We start from the raw sequence: 19,643 nt of genomic DNA, 5'->3' as shown, positions 1-19,643 counted from the left end.
CCGAGCAGTGATGCGGTGATGGCGGTGACGGTGTGGGTGAGGGTGAACATCGAGACGCCGCAGTGGGCGGCGACGGTGCGGGCTGCGGCGGCGGTGTCGGGGTCGATGGTGAAGGTGATGTCGGTGCCGTGGCCGGTGGGGTGTGCGGGGCGGGGGTGGTCGAGGGTGATGATCGATTCGTCGGGGGCGTCGGTGAGGGTGGTGCGCCAGTAGTCGAGGTGGCGGGAGAGTTCGGAGGTGGGGTCGGCGGCGTCGCCGAGGGTGGTGCGTTGCCAGGTGGCGTAGTGGGCGTAGGTGACCGGTAGTGGTGTCCAGGTCGGTGCGGTGCCGGCCTGTCGTGCGGTGTAGGCGGCGGCGAGGTCGGTGAGCAGGGCGGGGGTGGACCATTCGTCGATCGCGTGGTGGTGCGCGATGAGGGCGATGGTCCATTCGGTGTCGGCGGTGCGCAGGACAGCGACGCGGAGGGGGAGGTCGGTGGCGAGATCGAACCCGGCGGCGATGATGTCATCGATACGGGCGTCGACGGGTCCGCTTTGGCGTAGGTCGGTGATCTCGATGGAGAGTCGTTCGGTGATGTGGGTGGGTTCGACGATGTGTTGGGTGAGGGTGCCGTCGTGTTCGACGAGCAGGGTGCGCAAGGGGTGGTGGCGGGTGACGAGGTCGCCGATGGCGGCGGTGAAGGCTGCGGTGTCGAGGTTTCCGGTGAGGGTCCAGATCGTGGGTACGACGTACTGGGAGGCGGGTCCGCCGAGTTGGTCGATGATCCAGAGTGCTTGTTGGCCGTAGGAGGCGGGGATCGGGTCGGTGAGCGTGATGTCGGTGATGCGTACTGGTGACAGGTGTGCTGTGGCGCCGTCGCCGGTGGTGTCGAGGGTGGCGATGGTGGTGTCGACGAGGTGCGCGAGGCCGGTGATGGTGGGGGTGGTGAACACTTCGCGCAGGGTCAGGGAGGTGCCGAGCTCGGCGTTGATGCGGGCGGCGACGCGGGTCGCGGTCAGGGAGTGCCCGCCGAGGCGGAAGAAATCGTCGTCGATCGACAGCGCTGCATCACTCGGAAGTCCCAACACGTCGCTGAAGATGCCCGCAAGAGTGAACTCCGTTGCAGTGGCAGGAGCACTTCCACCGGCCAACGCACTGGTCAGGTCGGGTGTGGGCAGCGCCCGGCGGTCGAGCTTGCCGTTGGGGGTGACCGGGACGGTGTCGATGGGGATGAACACCGTGGGGATCATGTAGTCCGGTAGCCGGTCGGTCAGAAATGCCCGCAGTTCATCGGGGTCGATGGCGTCGCCGGTGTGATAGGCGGCGAGGTAGTGTCCGGCGCCGCCGGGGTGGTCTGCGGCGATGACGATGGCGGTCGATACGGCGGGGTGCTGTTCGAGGACGACGCGGATCTCGTCGAGTTCGATGCGGAATCCGCGGATCTTGACCTGATCGTCGGAGCGGCCGAGGTAGTCGAGTTGCCCGTCGTGGTTCCAGCGGACGAGATCGCCTGTGCGGTAGAGGCGCTGACCTGATCCGGCGCCGGTGGTGGGGTCGGCGATGAAGCGGGTGGCGGTGAGGTCGGGTCGGGCGATGTAGCCGTCGGCGAGTTGAACACCGCCGAGGTAGAGCTCACCTGTCACTCCGACGGGTACCGGTCGGAGCCAGGTGTCGAGGACACGCACGTGTGTGTTCGCTACCGGTGTACCGATCGGCACGGTCACCACATCAGCCAGCGCGTCTGCGTGAACGGGTGTGGTGGTGACTTCGACGGCGGCCTCGGTCGGGCCGTAGAGGTTGTGCAGTTCGGCTCCGGCGAAGAGTCGGTCTGCGGCGGCGGCGTTCGCGGCGGGGAGTGCTTCGCCGGAGAAGAACAGCCACCGCACCGACGCCAACCGGTCCGGGCCGGGAGACGCCCCGAGGAACGCCGCGAGCATGGCGGGCACGAAATGCAGCACCGTGACCTGACGGCGGTCGATGACGTCGGCCAGATAATCGGGGTCCTTGTGGCCACCGTCTTTCGCGACGACCAAGGTAGCGCCCACAGTGAACGGAAGGAAGAACTCCCCGACGGACACATCGAAGACGGCAGGCGTTTTCTGCAGGATCCGATCACCGGAGCCGATCCCGTAGTCTTCGGCCATCCACGCGAGACGATTCACAATCGCCTGATGGGAGACCATGACCCCCTTCGGGCGGCCCGTGGTGCCAGAGGTGAAAATGACATACGCCGTATCCGCCGGGGTGAGGGCGCGCGCCAACACCGGCGCCGCACGCTCCCCACGTACCAGTCGTGCAGATACCGCGGGGTCGTCGAGGAAGTCACCGTTGACGACCACCCTCGGGGACGCGTCGTCGAGGATGTGCGCCATCCGCTCGCTCGGGTACTCCGGATCGATCGGCACATACGCTGCCCCGGCCCGTATGACCGCGAGCAATGCAGTCACCAGATCGACACTGCGGGGCAGCTGGACTGCGACGCGGTCCCCCACCCGCACACCACGTTCGATCAACACGTGTGCCAAAGCGTTGACCCGCGCATCGAACTCGGTGTAGGACCACTCGGTTCCACTGTCGTCGACGACCGCGACCGCATCCGCAGATGCAGCCACACGGTCCTTGATGACTGCATCCAACGTCGAACCCGGGACCTCGGACACCCGTCCCGTCGACCATGCCGCCGGGACTTCGCGCGCGAAAGACACGTCCAGAGAAGCGATCGAGCGGTCCGGGGCGGTTGCGAACACCTCGACGACGCGCTCGAGAACTGCCGTGAACTGCGCGGCAACGTCGGCGTCGAACAGATCGGGCCGATACGACAACCGCACCCACGTCTCGGCCCCTGCTTGCGCGGCGAACGTGAGTGGGTAGTGCGTCGTTTCCCTGCCCGACTCACCGAGAATCGTGATTCCGGCGTTGTCCCGGACGAGTTCGAGCGTCTCGGAGTCCGACGGGTAGTTCTGGTAGACCATCAACGTGTCGAACAGCGGCTGGTGCCCGCTCAGACGCTGCAACTCGGCGAGCGATACCTGATGATCCTCGATCAGCGCGGAGTTCTGGGCCTGTACCCGGCGCACCGCGTCGGCAAGGCTGAGCCTGCCCTCCAGCTGCACGACCACCGGAACCGTGTTGATGAACGAGCCCACCGCGTCCTCGACCCCGTCGACCTCCGGGGGACGGCCCGACACAACGGCACCGAATACAACCGTGTCCTGGCCGGTGATCGTATTCAGGAACACCGCCCAGACCGTCTGCAGCAGACTGCTCATCGTGGCACCGGCAGATCGGGCCACATCGGCAAGAGCTGCGCTGGTGTCGGCGTCGAGTTCCACCACGATGTCTTCGGGCAGTCCCGCGACGCTCGAACCAGCCTCGGGCGCAACGAGGGTCGGCTCCAAGACCGGGGCGAGCACGTCGGCCCACCGCTGCAGCGAAGCCTGGGCATCGCGTGCCGTCATCCAGGACAGGAACTTCGCGAACGACAGATCCGGTTCGACCACGTCGGCCGGCCGTCCGTACGCCTCCCACATCGTTTCGAGAAGTCGGACCATGGACCAACCGTCGACGAGCGCGTGGTGAATCGACAGGATGAACGCGTGGCCGGTCCGATACCGCACGACCGTCGCGCGCACCAACGGCGCCCGAGAGAAGTCGATCCGGGTCGCGCGGTCACGTTCGGCGATCTCTTCGACGTCGGACATGTCGGCGACGTCGATGACCGTGACCGGGATGTCCACCGCGGTCGGCACGACTGCAACGGACTCGCCCCCGGACGTGGAAGCAATCGCGATCTTCAAGTTCGGGAACCGCTCGAGCAGTTGGTGCAGCGCAACCCGGAATCGCTCCGGCTCGCCGGCACCGTCGAGGTGGAACACGGTCTGGGCAGCGTAGACGTCGACTCCCCCGTCACTCGACCCGAGCATCGACTCCACCACGAGCCCGTGCTGCAGCGGTGTCAAGGGGTGCACATCGGCCAGCTCGCCATAGATGCCCTCCCAGCGCTCGAGATCGGCCTGCGTCACGCCACGCGCGAGCACGTCCGACGGAGATCGTCGAACCAGGACCGCTGAGCGTGCGTACTCGGCGAGTGAACTCAGTGCCTGAACCCACAGCTCGACGAGTTCGTCGACCTCGTCCTCGGACAGGACACCGGACGCATAAGCGATATCGCCTCTGAGAGTCCACCCGTCGCCTTCGGGTACCGCTGCGATGTTGATATCGGCCGCCGAGTCGATGCTCTGACCCGATGTCTCGTACGCGTCGATACCCGGCAGTTCCGGTGCAAGATCCCACGCCGCGTTCTCATCGGAAGCATCTCCGCCGGCAAACTGACCGAGGTAGTTGAACCCGATCTGTGGACCGCGCCCGGACCCCAGCCGCTCGCCCACCTCGGAATTGAGCTGCCACAGCATTCCGAAGCCGATACCGCGGTCGGGGACCGCAGCGAGTTGCTCCTTGATCCGGAGCACTGCCTCCGCCGCGCTCTTCGGGTCGAGGACGGCGAGAACCGGATCGACATCTGCGGTATCGAGCACCACGGGGAAGAACGACGTGAACCAGCCGATGGTGCGCGACAGATCCGCACCGGAAACGATGTTCTCCTCCCTTCCATGGCCCTCGAGTCCGATGAGCAGCCGCTTGTCGGTCGTTCCCCGTCTGCCGCGCCATGCTCCGACCGCGATCGCCAAACCGCCGAGCAGGACGTCGTTGATCTCGGCCGAGAGCACATGGGGCACGTCGGTAAGCAACGCCGACGTCAACGCAGACGGCACGCGTACAGCGGCCACGGCCGCCGTCTCGGTCGTGTCGATCGCGGGGTCGAGTTCACGTGAACCCAACAGCGGTTCGTCGATCTCCGACGCCGACCAGTAGTCGGCTTGAGCGAGAAGGTCCGCGTCACGAGCACGCGAGGCCAGCGCACTCGACCATGCCGCGAGTGACGTGCCCACCGCAGGTAGCGGATCCGTCGCAACCCCGGTTTCCAACTCCCACGCATGGGTCAAGTCGTCACCGATGATGCGCCAGGACACACCGTCCACGACCAGATGGTGGATGACGAGCACCAGTCGCCCGGTGGCCTCGGCATCGCTGGTCACCCAGCGCGCCTTCCACAGCACACCGTCCTGCAGGTTCATCGACTGTCCGAACTCGGCGACCAACTCGCCGACACGCTCGACCCATTGCGGATCGGACCACAGGCGCGGCGTCGTCTCGGAGCCCAGCCGTTCGTCCGTCGCGCCGTGCGGTGTCACCTCGAACCGCCACTGCCCCTCTCGCGCGAGCCCGTCTCGCACCAATCTGCCGCGCAGTGCTGCGTGGTGATCGACAACGCGGCCAAGTACCCGCGACACGAGTTTCTCGTCGGCACCCGCGGGTGTGACGAAGACTGCGGACTGCACGAACGTACCGAAGGTCGGTGAATCCACCAGGGGAACCGCAATCGGCCACAGACCCGACGAGAGCACGTCGGGCCGGGCGCCACTCGCTTCTTCCGCGGCGCGCGCATCGGCCAGTCGGGCCAGCGCCGAGACCCTTCGCGCGGTGAAGACCTCGGACGCCTTGATGGTGACGCCGGCGCGCCGAGCCCGTGACACCACCTGGATCGACAGGATGCTGTCACCACCCAGGCGGAAGAAGTCGTCGTCGACGGAGAAGGCGGCGTCCGCCGACAGGCGAAGCACGTCCCGGAAGATCTCGGTGAGTGTGCGTTCGGTGTCGGTCTCCGCGGCTCGTCCCGAACCACCCGTCGGCGCCGACTCCGGCGCGGGCAGAGCGCGTCGATCGAGCTTGCCGTTCGGTGTCAGTGGGAAGGAATCCACCCGGGTGTAACTGCTCGGCACCATGTACTCGGGCAGGTGTTCTTCCGCGTGCGTGCGCAAGACTGTGCTCAGATCGTCGGTGGCGGTGTAATACGCGGCGAGCATCTTTCCGCCACCCGGATGATCCGCCGCGACGACCGCCGCGGACACCACGTCCGGGTGGATTTCGAGCGCTCCCCGGACTTCGTCGGGTTCGATTCGATAGCCGCGGATCTTGACCTGCTCGTCGGCGCGACCGAGGTAATCGATGTTGTCCGAGGAGTTCCAACGGGCCAGGTCGCCGGTGCGGTACATGCGCTCGCCCGGTTCCCACGGGCACGCGAGAAAACGCTCGGACGTCAGGGCGGCCTGTCCCCAGTAGCCACGCGCGATACCCGCGCCGGCCAGATACAGCTCACCTGCAACGCCAGGCAGCGTCGGCTGAAGGTTTCCGTCGACGATGTACGCACGCGTGTTGAAGATGGGAGTGCCCACGCTCGGTGTATCGCTGTCGGCAAGGTCTGCGCCGAGCGCGTTGATCGTGTACTCGGTCGGGCCGTACAGGTTGTACGACTCGACCCCGGGAGCGTCGCGCAACTGCTGCCACAACCGCTCCGGCACGGCCTCACCACCGAGCGAAACGAACACGACTCCCGGTGCATCGGACGACACCGATCGTCCCGCCGGACGATCACGTTCGAGCAGGCCTTCGTCGACCAGCACCTGCCCGTACGACGGCGTGACATCGAATCCGTCGACGCGTGTGCGGTCGTAATGCGTGAGCAGTCCGTGGGGGTCGCGGCGCAGTTCGTCGTCGATGACATGCACCTCGTGGCCGTTCAGCAGCCAGAACAGCTGCTCCCACGAGGCATCGAACGAGAACGACGTGGTGTGCGCGATTTTCATACGTCGTCCGGCCTGGTGCGCGACGACACGGTCGAAGATCTTCTCGACATGGTTGACGTACATGTTCGTCAGGCCGCGGTAGCCCACGGCGACGCCCTTCGGCCGGCCCGTCGAGCCGGAGGTGAAGATGATGTACGCAAGGTGATCGAGCTCGATCCTGCCACCGCGGTCGGCATCTCCGATCGGGCTCGAGTCGAGGGCCGCAATGCGGTCGCGGGTGGCGGGATCGTCGAGGTCGACGCCGCGGGTGTCACCGATTCGGCTCGCGTCCCGACCGGTCACCAACGTCACCGTTGGACGCGCGAGACCGAGCATGTAGCCGATGCGATCGTCGGGCAAAGCTCTGTCGATCGGCACATACGCCGCACCGACGGCGAACACCGCGAACATCGCGATGACCATGCGCTCATCACGTGGCAGGAGGAGCGCGACGCGATGCTCGGACCGGACACCCTCCTCGAGAAGTAGCCGAGCGTACCGATTGACCTCCGCTGCGAACTCCGTGAACGTCAGAACGCGGTCCCCCGCGACCAGCGCGGTCTCCGCCCCGGACAGGTGGACCTGCTCATCGAGCAGATCCGCAACCGTCACGGTCGGGACCTCGCGGACCAGGTCGGCCGCGATGCCGGTGTGCGGCACTGCTTCGTCGGCCACAAGGGCGGAAAGCTGCCCGACCGGACCGTCGAGGTTCTGGGCGAGCGCGACCAGCACCTGCAGGAACCGTTCGAGCAGTTCCAGCGCAGACGCCTCGGTGTACGCATCGTGGCGGTACACCAGCCGAACATGCACAACGGTCTCACCGTCGACCTCGGACGGATCGATCGCGAACGTGACCGGATAGTGCGTCTCGTCATCGACCTCCGTCGTCACGAGCTCGAACTCGCCCGGGGCGGCCTCTTCCTCGAAAGGAAGGTTCTGCACCACGAACAGCGTGTCGAACATCGTGGACATGTCGGCCGCGGCCTGGATTTTGGTCAGCGACGCATAGGGATGATCGATCACCTGCAACTGCTCGTGCTGCACGCGGGTGAGCAGGGCTCGTACCGAGTCGAACGGTGAAAAGCTCACTCTCAACGGGACAGTGTTGAACAGCAGTCCGACGATTCGATCGGAGTCGGCGAGCTCCGGGGGACGTCCGGAGACGGTGTTTCCGAACACGACATCGTTGCTGCCGACCAACTGCCCGAGCGTCACGCCCCACGCTGCCTGAAGCACCGTGCCGACGGTGACGCCGGACGCCCGCGCGGCGGCATGTACTGCGGCTGCGGCGGCACTGTCGAGATCGCGATGCAGTTCGCCCGATCCGTCGCGCCCTTCACCGGCGGCAACCCCGGCCGGCCAGACGAGCGTCGGGCCGGACAGCTCGGCGAGGTACGAACTCCACGCGCGGTAAGCAGCGTCGATGTCCTGATCGGACAGCCAGTCGAGGTAACTGCGGAACGACGCCGGCCGCACTCGCGCCGGATACTCGGGGTCTCGGTAGGTATCGAAGATCTCGTCGAGAACGGCACTCGTCGACCAGCCGTCGAGCAGGATGTGCTCGAACGTCATCGCAAGCTTCCACTCGTCGATACCGTGCTCGATGAGTGTGAAGCGAATGAGCGGCGGCGTCTCGAAGTCGAACGGCACAGCACATTCCTCGGCGAGAAATTCCGTCGTACCGACGCCGAGATCACGCCACTGCGCCAATCGGATGATCCGGATCGGTGCGTCGGCGACCGGCGGGATGACCTGCGCTTCGCCGGACGGCAGGAACGCCGAACGAAGATTGGGATAGCGCCCGAGCACTGTGCGAACCGCCGCCACCAGTCGGTCCGGATCGAGGGTGCCGACGACGCCCTGCGTCACCTGCGACATGTACGAGTTGTGCCCGCCCGATTCACGGGCTCGGACCATGTGGAACAGCAGGCCCTGCTGAAGAGGTGACAGCGGAAGCAGTTCGACGCCAGTACCGTAGCGCGCGCGGACGCTGTCCTCGTCCGCGGCGGAGAGGGTCAAGCGGTCCGCGCGACGCACACCGAACGACGAGCCTGCGCCGGATGACGGAGCCGCCGCGATGACTGCGACTGAGATCTCGTCGACGACAGCTGCCACGATTTCGTCGGCCGGCGTGACAACCGTGGCGTCGGTGTCGACCTCGACCCTCACCGATCGAGTTCCCGACTCGGTGCTCGACACTCCGACCAGTACGCGTACGGCGACCGGCATCGTCGCCGGCCCTGTCACTGCACTGTCGGCATCGGTCGTGAAAACGCTCACCCGCGCGTGCGGCGTCGGAAGGTCGTCGAAGAATGAACCGAACCGGGAATGGTTGGAAAGCCCTGCATAGTCCGCGGCTCGCTCGCGGATCGGCGAAAGGTGTGCTGCAATCGACGAACCCGTGAGATCTGCGGCCAGCTGAACGTCGTCGAGAACAAGAGGCAAACCGATCACAGTGCCGGCGTTCAACGGTTCCGCAACCTCGAGAACAAGATCGCCGTCGACGAGATCGATTGCCTCGAAAGCACGAACCACCGCGGCAACGATCGCTGCCCGCGTGAACTCCGCACCCTCGGCGTTCTTTTCGACTGTGATGGTCGAGTTCTGCCACGCAGACTCCACCGGCCCGCGAGCCGGCTCACCTCCGTCGTGATCGGCAAGTTCGTCGACCCAGTCCTCCCAGAACGGATTGTCGAGAACCGCGGTCCAGACCTCGTCGGAACGCAAATCCCGGTCGATCGAAACCGCGACGACCTCCATCGCAGTACCCGCACGGTAGGCGCCGACGAGGGCCGTCACGACCTCTCGTGCATCGTCGAGAAGCGTGGGGTTGTCCACGTCAGCGGTCAGTTCACCGCTGCCGTCGTCTCGGACGCCCAACCGAAGGGATGCAAGGTGCGGGGCTGCGAGCGTGAGGTGCGTGGTCGCCGCGTGCCATAGCGAGTCATCGCAAATATCGAAGTGTGGCAGCCGAATTCGGAATCTTGACGCACCAGCGGCGGGCGACTCCGTGCCGCCACGAAGCGCCGCGCGAACGAACTGGGCCAGCTGACGGACCGCTAAGTCAGGGTGGCGCGCACCCAGAACCAAGAAGAGTCGAGCGGATTCGAGCAAGCGTGATGTCGTCTCCTCGACGAACAGCTCGCGGGTGGCATCGAGTCCGATACTCAGGGTTCCATCGGGTCGACGGTCGAGTGAGTACACCAGGTCGTACAGCGCCGGGACCGCGTCGTCGACGCTGTCCTCAGCCGGAAGTAGCGGCGCGAGAGTCGCGTCCGCATACGTGCGAACCTCGCGATTGTCACGGAAAGCAGCCATGACCTGAAAGATCGGGCTCAGCCCGGGAATTCGCGTCGGGTTGACGGCCTCGACCACGTGCTCGAACGGGACGAGCTTGTGTTCCACCGCGCCGAGGAGGCGGTCCCGGACGTCGCTGAGCGTGGTCCCGAAGCCGAGCGCAGCATCGATATCTACACGCACGACCACCGAGTTGACGAAATATCCGATGAGATCGGCCAATTCGGGTTCGTCGCGCAGGGTCACGGGAGTACCGACCGGCACGTGCGCACCGGCGCCTTCGTTCCACAGCGCGAGGGACAGCGCCGTGATGACTGCATGCAGCGGCGTGGCCCGATGTTCGATGAGGAGATCGTCGACGGTGTCGGTGTCCGAGCTCGACAGCACTGCCTCGACGGACCGAATCGTACGCTCGTCGGTGTCCCCGCGGGCAGAATCCAGCGGCAGCGGCGTTTCGACTGGAAGGCCGGCGAGCAGGTCCCGCCAGTAGTCGAGTTCGACCTGATGACGGGAACCGGAGTCGTCTCGGTCGCCGAGGACGTCGCGGTGCCACACCGCGAAGTCGGCGTACTGGACCGCGAGTGGTTCCAGTGGTTCGCCGATGTAGAAGGCCGTCAGGTCGCGGATGAACGGCCCAACCGAATTCTCGTCGGTGACCATGTGATGCGCATGTGTCACCAGCACATCGCCGTCTTCGTGTCGCAACAGCGTGAACTGCATTCCGAAGTCGGTCGCCAGATCCAGCGGCGCAATCAGCAGTTCGCCGATGCGGGCGTCGAGGTTGCTGCGCTCGATCTCCTCGATTCCCAGCCGGCCCTGCCGAGCCTCGTGCACGACTTGAATCAATGACGACGATTCTTCGTCGAAGACGAAGGTGGTGCGCAGTACTTCGTGTCTTTCGACCAGGAGGTGAATTGCCTGCTGCAGCGCATCGAGGTCTGCGCGACCCCGGAACTCGCGATCCTGGAACTCGCGATCCTGGAACTGCAGTGCCTCGACCGTGCGGTAGATCGTCCGGTCCGTGACTCGCTCGGCCAGCCACAGCGATTGCTGGCCGAACGACATCGGTATCTCGTCGGGTCGCTCGACGTCACCGACCCGCACCACCGGCGGAGAGACGCGTGATGCATCCCCGACGACCCGAGCCAGTTCGGCGATAGTCGGATTGTCGAAAACTTCACGCAGAGACAACGACACGTCCATGGCCGCAATCACTCCGGAGACCACGCCGCTCGCGAGCAGCGAATGGCCACCCAATCGGAAGAAGTTGTCGTTGACGCTGAGCACGACGTCGTCGCCGAGATGTAGAACCTCGGAGAACACACGCGCAAGAGTGTGTTCGGCTGCAGTCTCCGGCAACTTACCGCCGAGGCCCGCGCCCGCTCCGAGATCAGGAGCAGGTAGCGCCCGACGATCGAGTTTTCCGTTGACGGTCACCGGAAACTCACTCAGTACGGTGAAAGCCGAGGGGACCATGTACTCGGGCAGCGTGCTTACGGCATGCGCCCGAAGTACCTCGACGAAGTTCGCGGTCGAGTCTCCTGTAGCAGTGACGTAGGCGGCGAGGAACTTGCCACCCGCCGGGTGATCCAACGCGAGCACCGCTGCGCGTCGAACATCGGGGTGCGCCGAGATCGCGACTTCGACTTCTTCCAGCTCCAGTCGTTGGCCCCTGATCTTGACCTGATTGTCGGCGCGACCGAGGAACTCGAGCATTCCGTCCTCGGTCCACCGCGCGAGGTCACCGGTGCGATACATGCGCGAGCCGTCGGCATCGAACGGGTTTGCGACGAAGCTACCGGCTGTGAGCAGCCCACTGCCGACATACCCACGGCCCAACAAGAATCCGGCTGCGTACAACTCGCCGCCGGTGCCGATCGGAGTCGGTTCGAGGTCCTCGTCCAGGACATAGAGCTGGGTGTGTGGATTGGGACGACCGATCGACGTCGCGATTCGCTCGGCCCGCTCTCGGTAGATGACGTGCGAGACACCGATCGTCGCTTCCGCAGGGCCGTATCCGTGGTAAAGCGTCGTCGTCAGCTGATCACGGAACCGGCTGAAGAGATCGGGGGTGAGGACTTCACCGCCACACCACACGTGCCGGACGCCTTCGAGCGCCGACGCGCCGCGTGCCGACCGTTCGAGGTCGAGCACGAGGAGCGCATCGAGCATCGATGAGACGAGATACAGATACGTGACCTGCTCGCGCGCGATGAGGTCGAGCAGATAGTCGGGGTCTTTTTCACTGCCGTTCGCCGCAACGACGACACGTCCACCGGACACGAGCGGAAGCAGAATTTCGTTGACGGAGATGTCGAAGGCCAGGGGTGCCTTGAACAGCGACGCATCGTCGTTGCCGAACATGAGCACGTGGTCTCGCTGCCACGTCAGTCGTTCGCAGATCGCCTCGTGTCGGATCATCGCGCCCTTCGGCGTTCCGGTCGATCCCGAAGTGAAGATCACGTACGCGAGCTGAGATCCGTCGAGCTCGAGGTTCGGTGCAACGGAGGAGAATTCGCCGTACTGCCAGTCCTCGAGGTCCACCTCGATCGATTCCACCGGTAGCGACGGCTGGTCCTGGGCCGAGACGACTGCGATCCGCGCTGCCGAGTCCGCGATCACGCGGTCACGCCTGGCCGCGGGCCACTGCGGGTCGACCGGCACGAACGCACCGCCGGCAGTCATGATGGCCAACGCGGCCACGACCATCTCGGCCGATCGCGGCAGGCAGATTCCGACGACCCCTTCGGTGTCGAGCCCGGAGCCGAGCAACCGGTGCGACAGCTGCGCGACCTTCTCGGACAGTTCGGAAAAGGTGAGTCGGCGGTCACCGTCGACGAGAGCGACAGCATCCGGGGTTGCGCGAGCCGCCGCCGCGAACAGCTCCGGAACAGTCGCGGTCACTGCGGGAGATGTGTGGTCGTTCCACCGTTGATGCAGCTCGGCGATATCGACGGGCGCGGTCATACTTCTCCCTAAGTTAGCTTAGCCAAACCTATTGTTTTTCTACTGTGGTGCTTGCCGGGGTGTGGTGTCAAGCCGATAGCCGGTGGCCCAACTCGGTACCTTCGAGGACACCGATCTCAGCGACGACGACGTACCTCTCGGATGAGCAACCACACCAGGTATCCGCCTCCCGCGACCACGGTCACCACACCGACCGGCAACTCGACGGGCAGTAGATTCTGCGCCGTGACGTCCGCGGCAGCGAGCAACAATGCGCCCGTGAACGCCGCAGGCGCGAGGGTGACGCCCGGGCTACGAGCCAGTCGACGGGCGATTTGCGGCGCCGCGAGCGCGACGAACACGATCGGGCCTGCAGCAGCGGTCACGGTCGCGGTGAGCGCTACACCTAGTACGAGAACGACGACGCGCACACGTTCCACACGCGCACCTGTAGCCCGAGCGGCGTCGTCACCGAGTTCGAGTTGTTTGAGTGCCGGTGAAAACACGGCAAGCACGCCGAAGAGCAGAAGGATGACGCCGCTGCCGATCAGCGCTTGACCCCAACTCGTGCCGGTGAGCGATCCGGCACCCCACGCGGCGGCGCTCATTGCAACCTTGAGTTTCGCGTTCAGCATCAACCAGGTGTTGAGGGAGGTCAGCATCGCAGAAATCGCGATTCCGACGATGATCAGCCGAAAGCCCTGTACTCCACCCCGCCACGCGAGGAGGTAGACGACGACTGCTGTCGCGATACCACCGATCAGTGCCCCTGCGGCCAACTGCAGATACGAACCGTGGATCAAGATGATCACGACCAACGCGCCGGAGTAGGACCCCGCGCTGAATCCGATGATGTCCGGTGACGCCAGCGGGTTGCGGATCAGCGATTGAAAAGCCGCGCCGGATACCCCCAATGCAGCGCCGAACACGACCGCCGCGACTGCCCGCGGCGCCCGCCATTCGACGACGACTGTGCGAGCGAAACCGGCTTCGGGATCTCCGGTGACAGCAGCCCACACTTGGGCGAGGCTCAGCGGGTAATCGCCGAGAGTCAAGGCCCAAACCGTCACCGCGAGAGTCGCAATCGCCAGCACTGCGCAGACGAGGACACTTCTGCCGTGCCAGCGTGTGGCCCAACCGCCGGTGCGTACCACGAGCGTGCGGTGTCCGAAATCCACCTGCCGTTCGGTGGCGGTCTCGAGACCTGTTGAACTCACAGGCCACTCACCTTTGCTCGGCGGACAAGATAAATGAGCACCGGGGCGCCGACGAATGCAGTCACGATGCCGACCGGGAACTCACCCGGCCGGATGACGACGCGTCCGACGATATCGGCGGCCAGCAGCAGTGATGGTGCGAGAACGAGCGTGTAGCCGATGATCCAGCGCTGGTCCGGGCCGACGATCCACCGCGCCACGTGCGGAATCATGAGGCCCACGAAACCGATCGGGCCGGCGATGGCGGTCGCTCCGCCGGCCAGCAGCGTCACCGCGATGATCACGATCACGCGTGTGCGATTGACGTGTGCGCCGAGCGCGCTCGCCAGGTCGTCCCCCAGTGCGATGGTGTTCAGTGAATTGGCAGCGATTGCGGCCAGCACCACTCCGACGATCAAGAACGGAAGCACCGGCAACAGAACGTCCCAGCCTCGATCGACGAGGCTGCCTGCGTACCAACTGCGCATCTGGTCGAACGTCTTGGGATCGGTGAGAACCCAACCGGTAACGATGCCGGACAGGACCGCTCCGAATGCGACACCCGCCAGCGTCAGGTGAACCGGGTCTGCTCCACCGCGCCCCATCGAACCGATCACGTAGACAACGACGGTGACGACCAATGCGCCGAGGAAAGCGAACCAGACGTACCCACTGACGGTGGTCACACCGAACACTGCGATGCCGACGACGACGAAGAATTCGGCGCCGGCGTTGACTCCGAGAATTCCCGGATCGGCGAGCGGATTACGCGTCAGAGCCTGAATGAGTGCACCGGACACCCCGAGCGCGACGCCGACGGCGAGACCCACTGCGGTTCGCGGAATGCGCATGTCCCACACGACGTAGGCGTCGCCTTTGCCGGTGTTGTGCAGGAGTGAGTCGAACACCACCGACAGCGGGATGTCCTTCGATCCGACGGCGATGCTCAGGAGCACCAGGACGACGAGTGAAGCGATCGCGATGAACAATCCGATCGCGCGCCGCCCGACGCTCGTGGACGCCGTTGCACGGCGAACCCCCTCCGGCGTTTCAGCAGGTGGAGGAGCATGACCGGTTCGTGTTGTCACTCGATTCGCTTTCTGGTGGTGGACACACGTCCAGCCGCCTCGTGCGCTACGAGGCGGCTGGACGAAGATGGGTCCGGCCTATGCGCCCGTGTTGAGCGCCGATGCCTCCAACTGCGGGACGACCTCGTCGACCCACCACTGCACGCTCGAGGGAGTCGGCGGATTCACCGCAAGCCACTGCGGACCGTAGAGGTAGACGAGCGTCCCGTTCTTCGCGGCAGCAAGCTCGGGAACTCGGGGATCGGCCTCGAACGCTGTCCTGAACGTGTTTTCCGGGTCGGCGTACTCGTGAGTGACGATGAACACGACGTCAGCGGAGAACTGGTCGATGTTCTCGAGCGAGTACTTGGGTGCGTTCGCCGCGACACTGTCGCCCTCGCCTGTCGGTTGCCCGTCTCCGGGCGTCAAGCCAAGAGCCTCGATGGGTTCGTTCGCATACTCGGTGAGCCACAGCTGCTGATCGTCTCCGTCCAGCACTCCCAGCTGGAACGTCTTACCTTGCAGGCCAGGTAGTTTCGCAGCGGCCTCGGACAATGTGGCCTCGTACTTGGCCTCGGTCTCGTCGACGATCTTCTCGTCGTGCCCGGTGAGCGCCGCAAGAGACGCCAGATTGTCCTGCCAGCTGGTGTCGCCGCCTTCGTCCTGCGTTTCCAAACCGACATAGGTGGGTGCGATGGAAGAAAGACGATCGTAGAGCTGCTCGTCGGCGCTCCAGACACTCGTGAGGATCAGGTCCGGATTCAATGCGGCGATCGCCTCCGGCGAATCCGTACCTTCCGCGGTGTAGAGGTCCGCGTTGAAATCGCCGTCGTACAGACCCTGCAACCATGGGTAGTCATCGAGGTCGGACGCTTCCCCTGACACCGCGATCGGCTTCTCGCCCAAGAGGTCCAGCAGTCCGATCCAGTCGGTTCCTACAGCGACGATCCGCTCGGGCTTCTCCTCGACGGTGACGTCACCGTAAGCGGCGTCGATCGTGACCGGGAACGCACCGTCGCTCGACGCACTGTCGCTCGACGCGCCGTTCGTGGCACCGTCGGACGAGTCGCTCGAGCAACCCGCGAGCACCAAACCGACACTGACCAACCCGGCCAGCAATGCTGTCGCGCGCCTAGGCGCGGCAAGCGTTTTCATAGACGTTCCTCTCGTGTACTTCGATGGTTCGATGTTCGGTCAGACGTTCACGGATGCCGTGACGTCACCGGTCTCACGCCGTGCGATCACGTCGCGGAGCGATTTGGGACGCAGGTCGGTCCACGTTCGTTCGATCCACTCGAGCACCTCCGCGCGTGGTGCACCGTCGGGGGCTCCGTGAGCGATCGCCCATCCACCCGGGACCGGCTTGAAGGTGGGCCACAGCGAGTACTGCTCTTCATGGTTGACGAGCGCAAAGAACCGGCCCTGGTCGTCGTCGAACGGGTTGTTCGCCACATTTCTCCTTCGGTTCGAGCGCAGTTACTCGGCGTTGCCGCACGGACGGTCACCGACGGACGTGCTCGTATGGCGACATATCGCAGCGAACAGTAGCAACAAAGATCAGTTAAGGCTAGGCTACCTTCAGCACTGCACGCTCGCCTGGGTCCGAGCTCGCCGGATCCGCTCGTCCGGGCAGAGCTGATCTCGAAAGCGCAAGGCCGCCAGGCTCATATAGAAAGACCGGACGATTGCCGAACACGACCACCCACCAAGTCGGTCCATCCACGTCGCCTGGCCCAGCCCCCACACCGGCGTCCACCGACCGACTCAGCGTCGATTCCGCCACGATCGGTTACGACCGACGAGTCATCTCCGAGCAACTGAGCGTGTCGATTCCCGACCAGTCGTTGACCGTCATCGTCGGACCGAACGCGTGCGGCAAGTCGACACTGCTGCGTGCACTGTCTCGGCTCATCAAGCCGAACTCCGGGCAAGTGATTCTCGATGGGGCGGACATTCGCTCGTACCAGACCAAGGAGGTCGCCCGCCGCATCGGCCTGTTGCCGCAAAGCGCTCTCGCGCCGGACGGGATCACCGTTGCCGACCTGGTCAGCCGCGGCCGGTTCCCGCATCAGAAGCTCCTTCGGCAGTGGACCGCGTCCGACGAGGCGGCAGTACTGACGGCAATGGACGCGACAGGCGTCACCGAACTCTCCGGACGACCGGTCGACGAACTGTCCGGCGGACAGCGCCAACGTGTCTGGGTTGCAATGGCTTTGGCGCAAGAGACCGAAATCATGCTGCTCGACGAACCGACCACCTTCCTCGACATCGCCCACCAGATCGAACTCCTCGAGCTGTTCACGGACCTGAATCACCTCGGCCGGACGCTCGTCGCGGTACTGCACGACCTCAACCATGCGGCCCGGTACGGAACCCACCTCATCGCAATGAAGGACGGCTCCATCGTTGCCGAGGGTGCGCCGTCGGACATCGTCACCGCCGACCTCGTACACGAGGTGTTCGGACTCGAGTGCATCGTTCAACCCGACCCGGTCACGGGCACACCGGCGGTCACACCGCTGGGCCGCCGGCGCATCCCGCACACGGCTGAGTAACCTCCGACCTCTTCGTGACCTCGGCGACACCGCCTACCTGTCGCCGATCGACACGACGCGCTTTCATCCGGGCCGTGCCCGTAGGACGGTCCGCTGCGTCCGCTGCCGCTCCTCCGCGCAAAACTCGGGATCCTACTGTTAGGTTAGGCTAAGCATTTCCTAGTGAAGGAGTTCGGTGTGATCGAGGTTCGTCTTCCGCTGACGTCTGCGCAGTTGGGCGTTTGGACCGCTGAGCACGTCACACCAGGCGCCGACGCCTTTCGAATCTCCCAACTGATCTGGCTGGACGGCGACATCGACACCCCGCTCCTGGAGCGCGCAATCGGCGTCGCAACCTCCGAAGCAGACGTCCTCGGCCTTCGCCCCGTCGAGGGCGCCGACGGCCTACCGATGCTGCATCGGGAGATCGGGGGTGTCGGTACGACGACCGTGGTCGAGCACGATCGACCGGATGACCGGATCCGCGCCGAAGCGTGGACGAGGTGCCACGAATGCGGCGCAGGCGACGACCGATTCGAGTCGGTGTCGGTGATCCATCGCCGGGCCGACGGCTGGGCGTGGGAGTTCGCCACCCATCACCTGCTCCTCGATGCTTACGGCCTCGGATTGGTGACTCGCCGCGTCGCCGAGGTGTACACCGCACTCGTCGGGAACGAGCCGATCCCGCCGCGATGGTTCGGGGCGTACTCCGAACTCGAAGAATCGCGCGACACGAACCTCGACGACCATTGGGTGCAACGATTCGAAGCCGTCGACGACATCACTCCGGTCACCTTCGATGCGTCCCGACAGTTCTTCCTGACCGACGCTCGAACACACGTCGTCATCCCGGCGGACGTGGCCGAGTCGATCGATCAGTTGGCTCGTGCTGCCCGCGTGAACTGGTCCGATGTTGTCGCCCTGGGCTGGGGCCTGTACACCGCATCTCTCGTCGGCCGTGATGCGTTCGCCGTGCGATTCCCGCAGATGAACCGATCCGGGCGACCCGCCCTGACGACTCCGGCAATGCTCGTCGGCGCAGCCCCCGTGGTCTTTCGTCCGAACCCGTCGGCAACCGTGCGCGAACTGCTGCAGCAGGTGAACAGTGAACTGCGAACCGCTGCACGTCACGTCGCAGCTGGGGAGAAGCTGGCTCACATCTGGCCGAACGGGCCGGACGACTACCAGGCGATTCCGCAGCTGAACATCAAGGCATTCGACTACAACCAGTCCTTCGGCGCGATCCGTGGGCGTCAAGAGACGATCGCCAGCGGACCGGTCGGGTTCCTCGACCTCATGGCGTATCGCGATTCGGTCCACGGATTCCTTGTGGACGTGGCTACGAGCGATCCTGCACTAGCGGCTTCCGGAGTGGTCGACACAGCGAATGGATTCGTGCAGTTCCTCGGTCGACTCGGGGCCGCTCCAGATACTCGGATCGCGTCGGTGAGGGTGATCGATGCTGAGCTGGCGCTCTCGGCGGGTCCGGTTGTGTCGGTGGCGGATTCGACGGTCGATGCGGTGATTCAGCAGCGAGCGAGTGTGTCTGCTGACGCGCTTGCCGTCATCGACGACACCGGAACGCACTGGTCGTACGCCGATTTCGATGCCCGCGTCAACGCATTGGCACACGTTCTGATCGAACGTGGTGTTCAGGTCGGAGACCGCGTCGCCGTCCACCTCCCGCGCAGTGTCGACTTGGTGACCGCACTACTGGCGGTGATCCGCGTCGGGGCAGCGTATGTCCCCATCGACCCCGACTACCCGGACGAGCGGATCACCCACATCCTCGACGACGCGTCCCCCACAGTGGTGCTCGACGGTGATTTCCTCGATACTCCGGCGGTCTCGGCGCGTCTGGCACGCGGCGAGCGTGTGGCGCCGGTGTTGGCGCGGGCCCTGACCCCGGCGGATACGGCGTATGTCATCTTCACCTCCGGT

At 65.1% G+C, this 19,643-nt stretch carries 7 protein-coding genes; 2 read left to right on the top strand and 5 right to left on the bottom strand.

The window, feature by feature from the left end; translation table 11 throughout:
- The 5 genes from BH95_RS25045 to BH95_RS25025 all read right to left on the bottom strand — a co-directional run.
- Nucleotides 1-12,926 (bottom strand): non-ribosomal peptide synthetase (locus BH95_RS25045; RefSeq protein WP_037184773.1); only part of this gene is annotated, 12,926 nt, incomplete at its 3' end.
- Between the two features lie 116 nt (nt 12,927-13,042).
- Nucleotides 13,043-14,122 carry a FecCD family ABC transporter permease gene (locus tag BH95_RS25040; RefSeq protein ID WP_020113401.1) on the bottom strand — a complete coding sequence of 360 codons (1,080 nt, stop codon included), beginning with the start codon at nt 14,120-14,122 and terminating at the stop codon, nt 13,043-13,045.
- Nucleotides 14,119-15,090: an iron chelate uptake ABC transporter family permease subunit gene (locus BH95_RS25035; protein ID WP_019667403.1), complete on the bottom strand. Its 972-nt coding sequence runs from the start codon at nt 15,088-15,090 to the stop codon at nt 14,119-14,121. The genes BH95_RS25040 and BH95_RS25035 overlap by 4 nt, the downstream gene beginning before the upstream one ends.
- Before the next feature lie 177 nt (nt 15,091-15,267).
- A complete protein-coding gene (locus BH95_RS25030; RefSeq protein WP_019667402.1) occupies nt 15,268-16,323 on the bottom strand; it encodes an ABC transporter substrate-binding protein in 1,056 nt (351 codons plus the stop codon).
- Nucleotides 16,324-16,362: 39 nt separating this feature from the next.
- Complete coding sequence (locus tag BH95_RS25025) at nt 16,363-16,620, bottom strand: MbtH family protein (protein WP_019667401.1); 258 nt, start codon at nt 16,618-16,620, stop codon at nt 16,363-16,365.
- A gap of 233 nt (nt 16,621-16,853) precedes the next feature.
- Here BH95_RS25025 and BH95_RS25020 point away from each other — a divergent pair, with 233 nt between their 5' ends.
- Nucleotides 16,854-17,723, top strand: a complete 870-nt coding sequence (locus BH95_RS25020) for an ABC transporter ATP-binding protein (RefSeq protein WP_019667400.1) — start codon at nt 16,854-16,856, stop codon at nt 17,721-17,723.
- Between the two features lie 177 nt (nt 17,724-17,900).
- Nucleotides 17,901-19,643: AMP-binding protein (locus BH95_RS29165; protein WP_167336919.1), on the top strand; the 1,743-nt coding region annotated here is incomplete at its 3' end.

The sequence above is a fragment of the Rhodococcoides fascians A44A genome (assembly GCF_000760735.1).
Lineage (GTDB): Bacteria > Actinomycetota > Actinomycetes > Mycobacteriales > Mycobacteriaceae > Rhodococcoides > Rhodococcoides fascians_E.
Note: the sequence above shows the minus strand (reverse complement) of the source record. Positions and strands in the feature narration are given on the sequence as shown.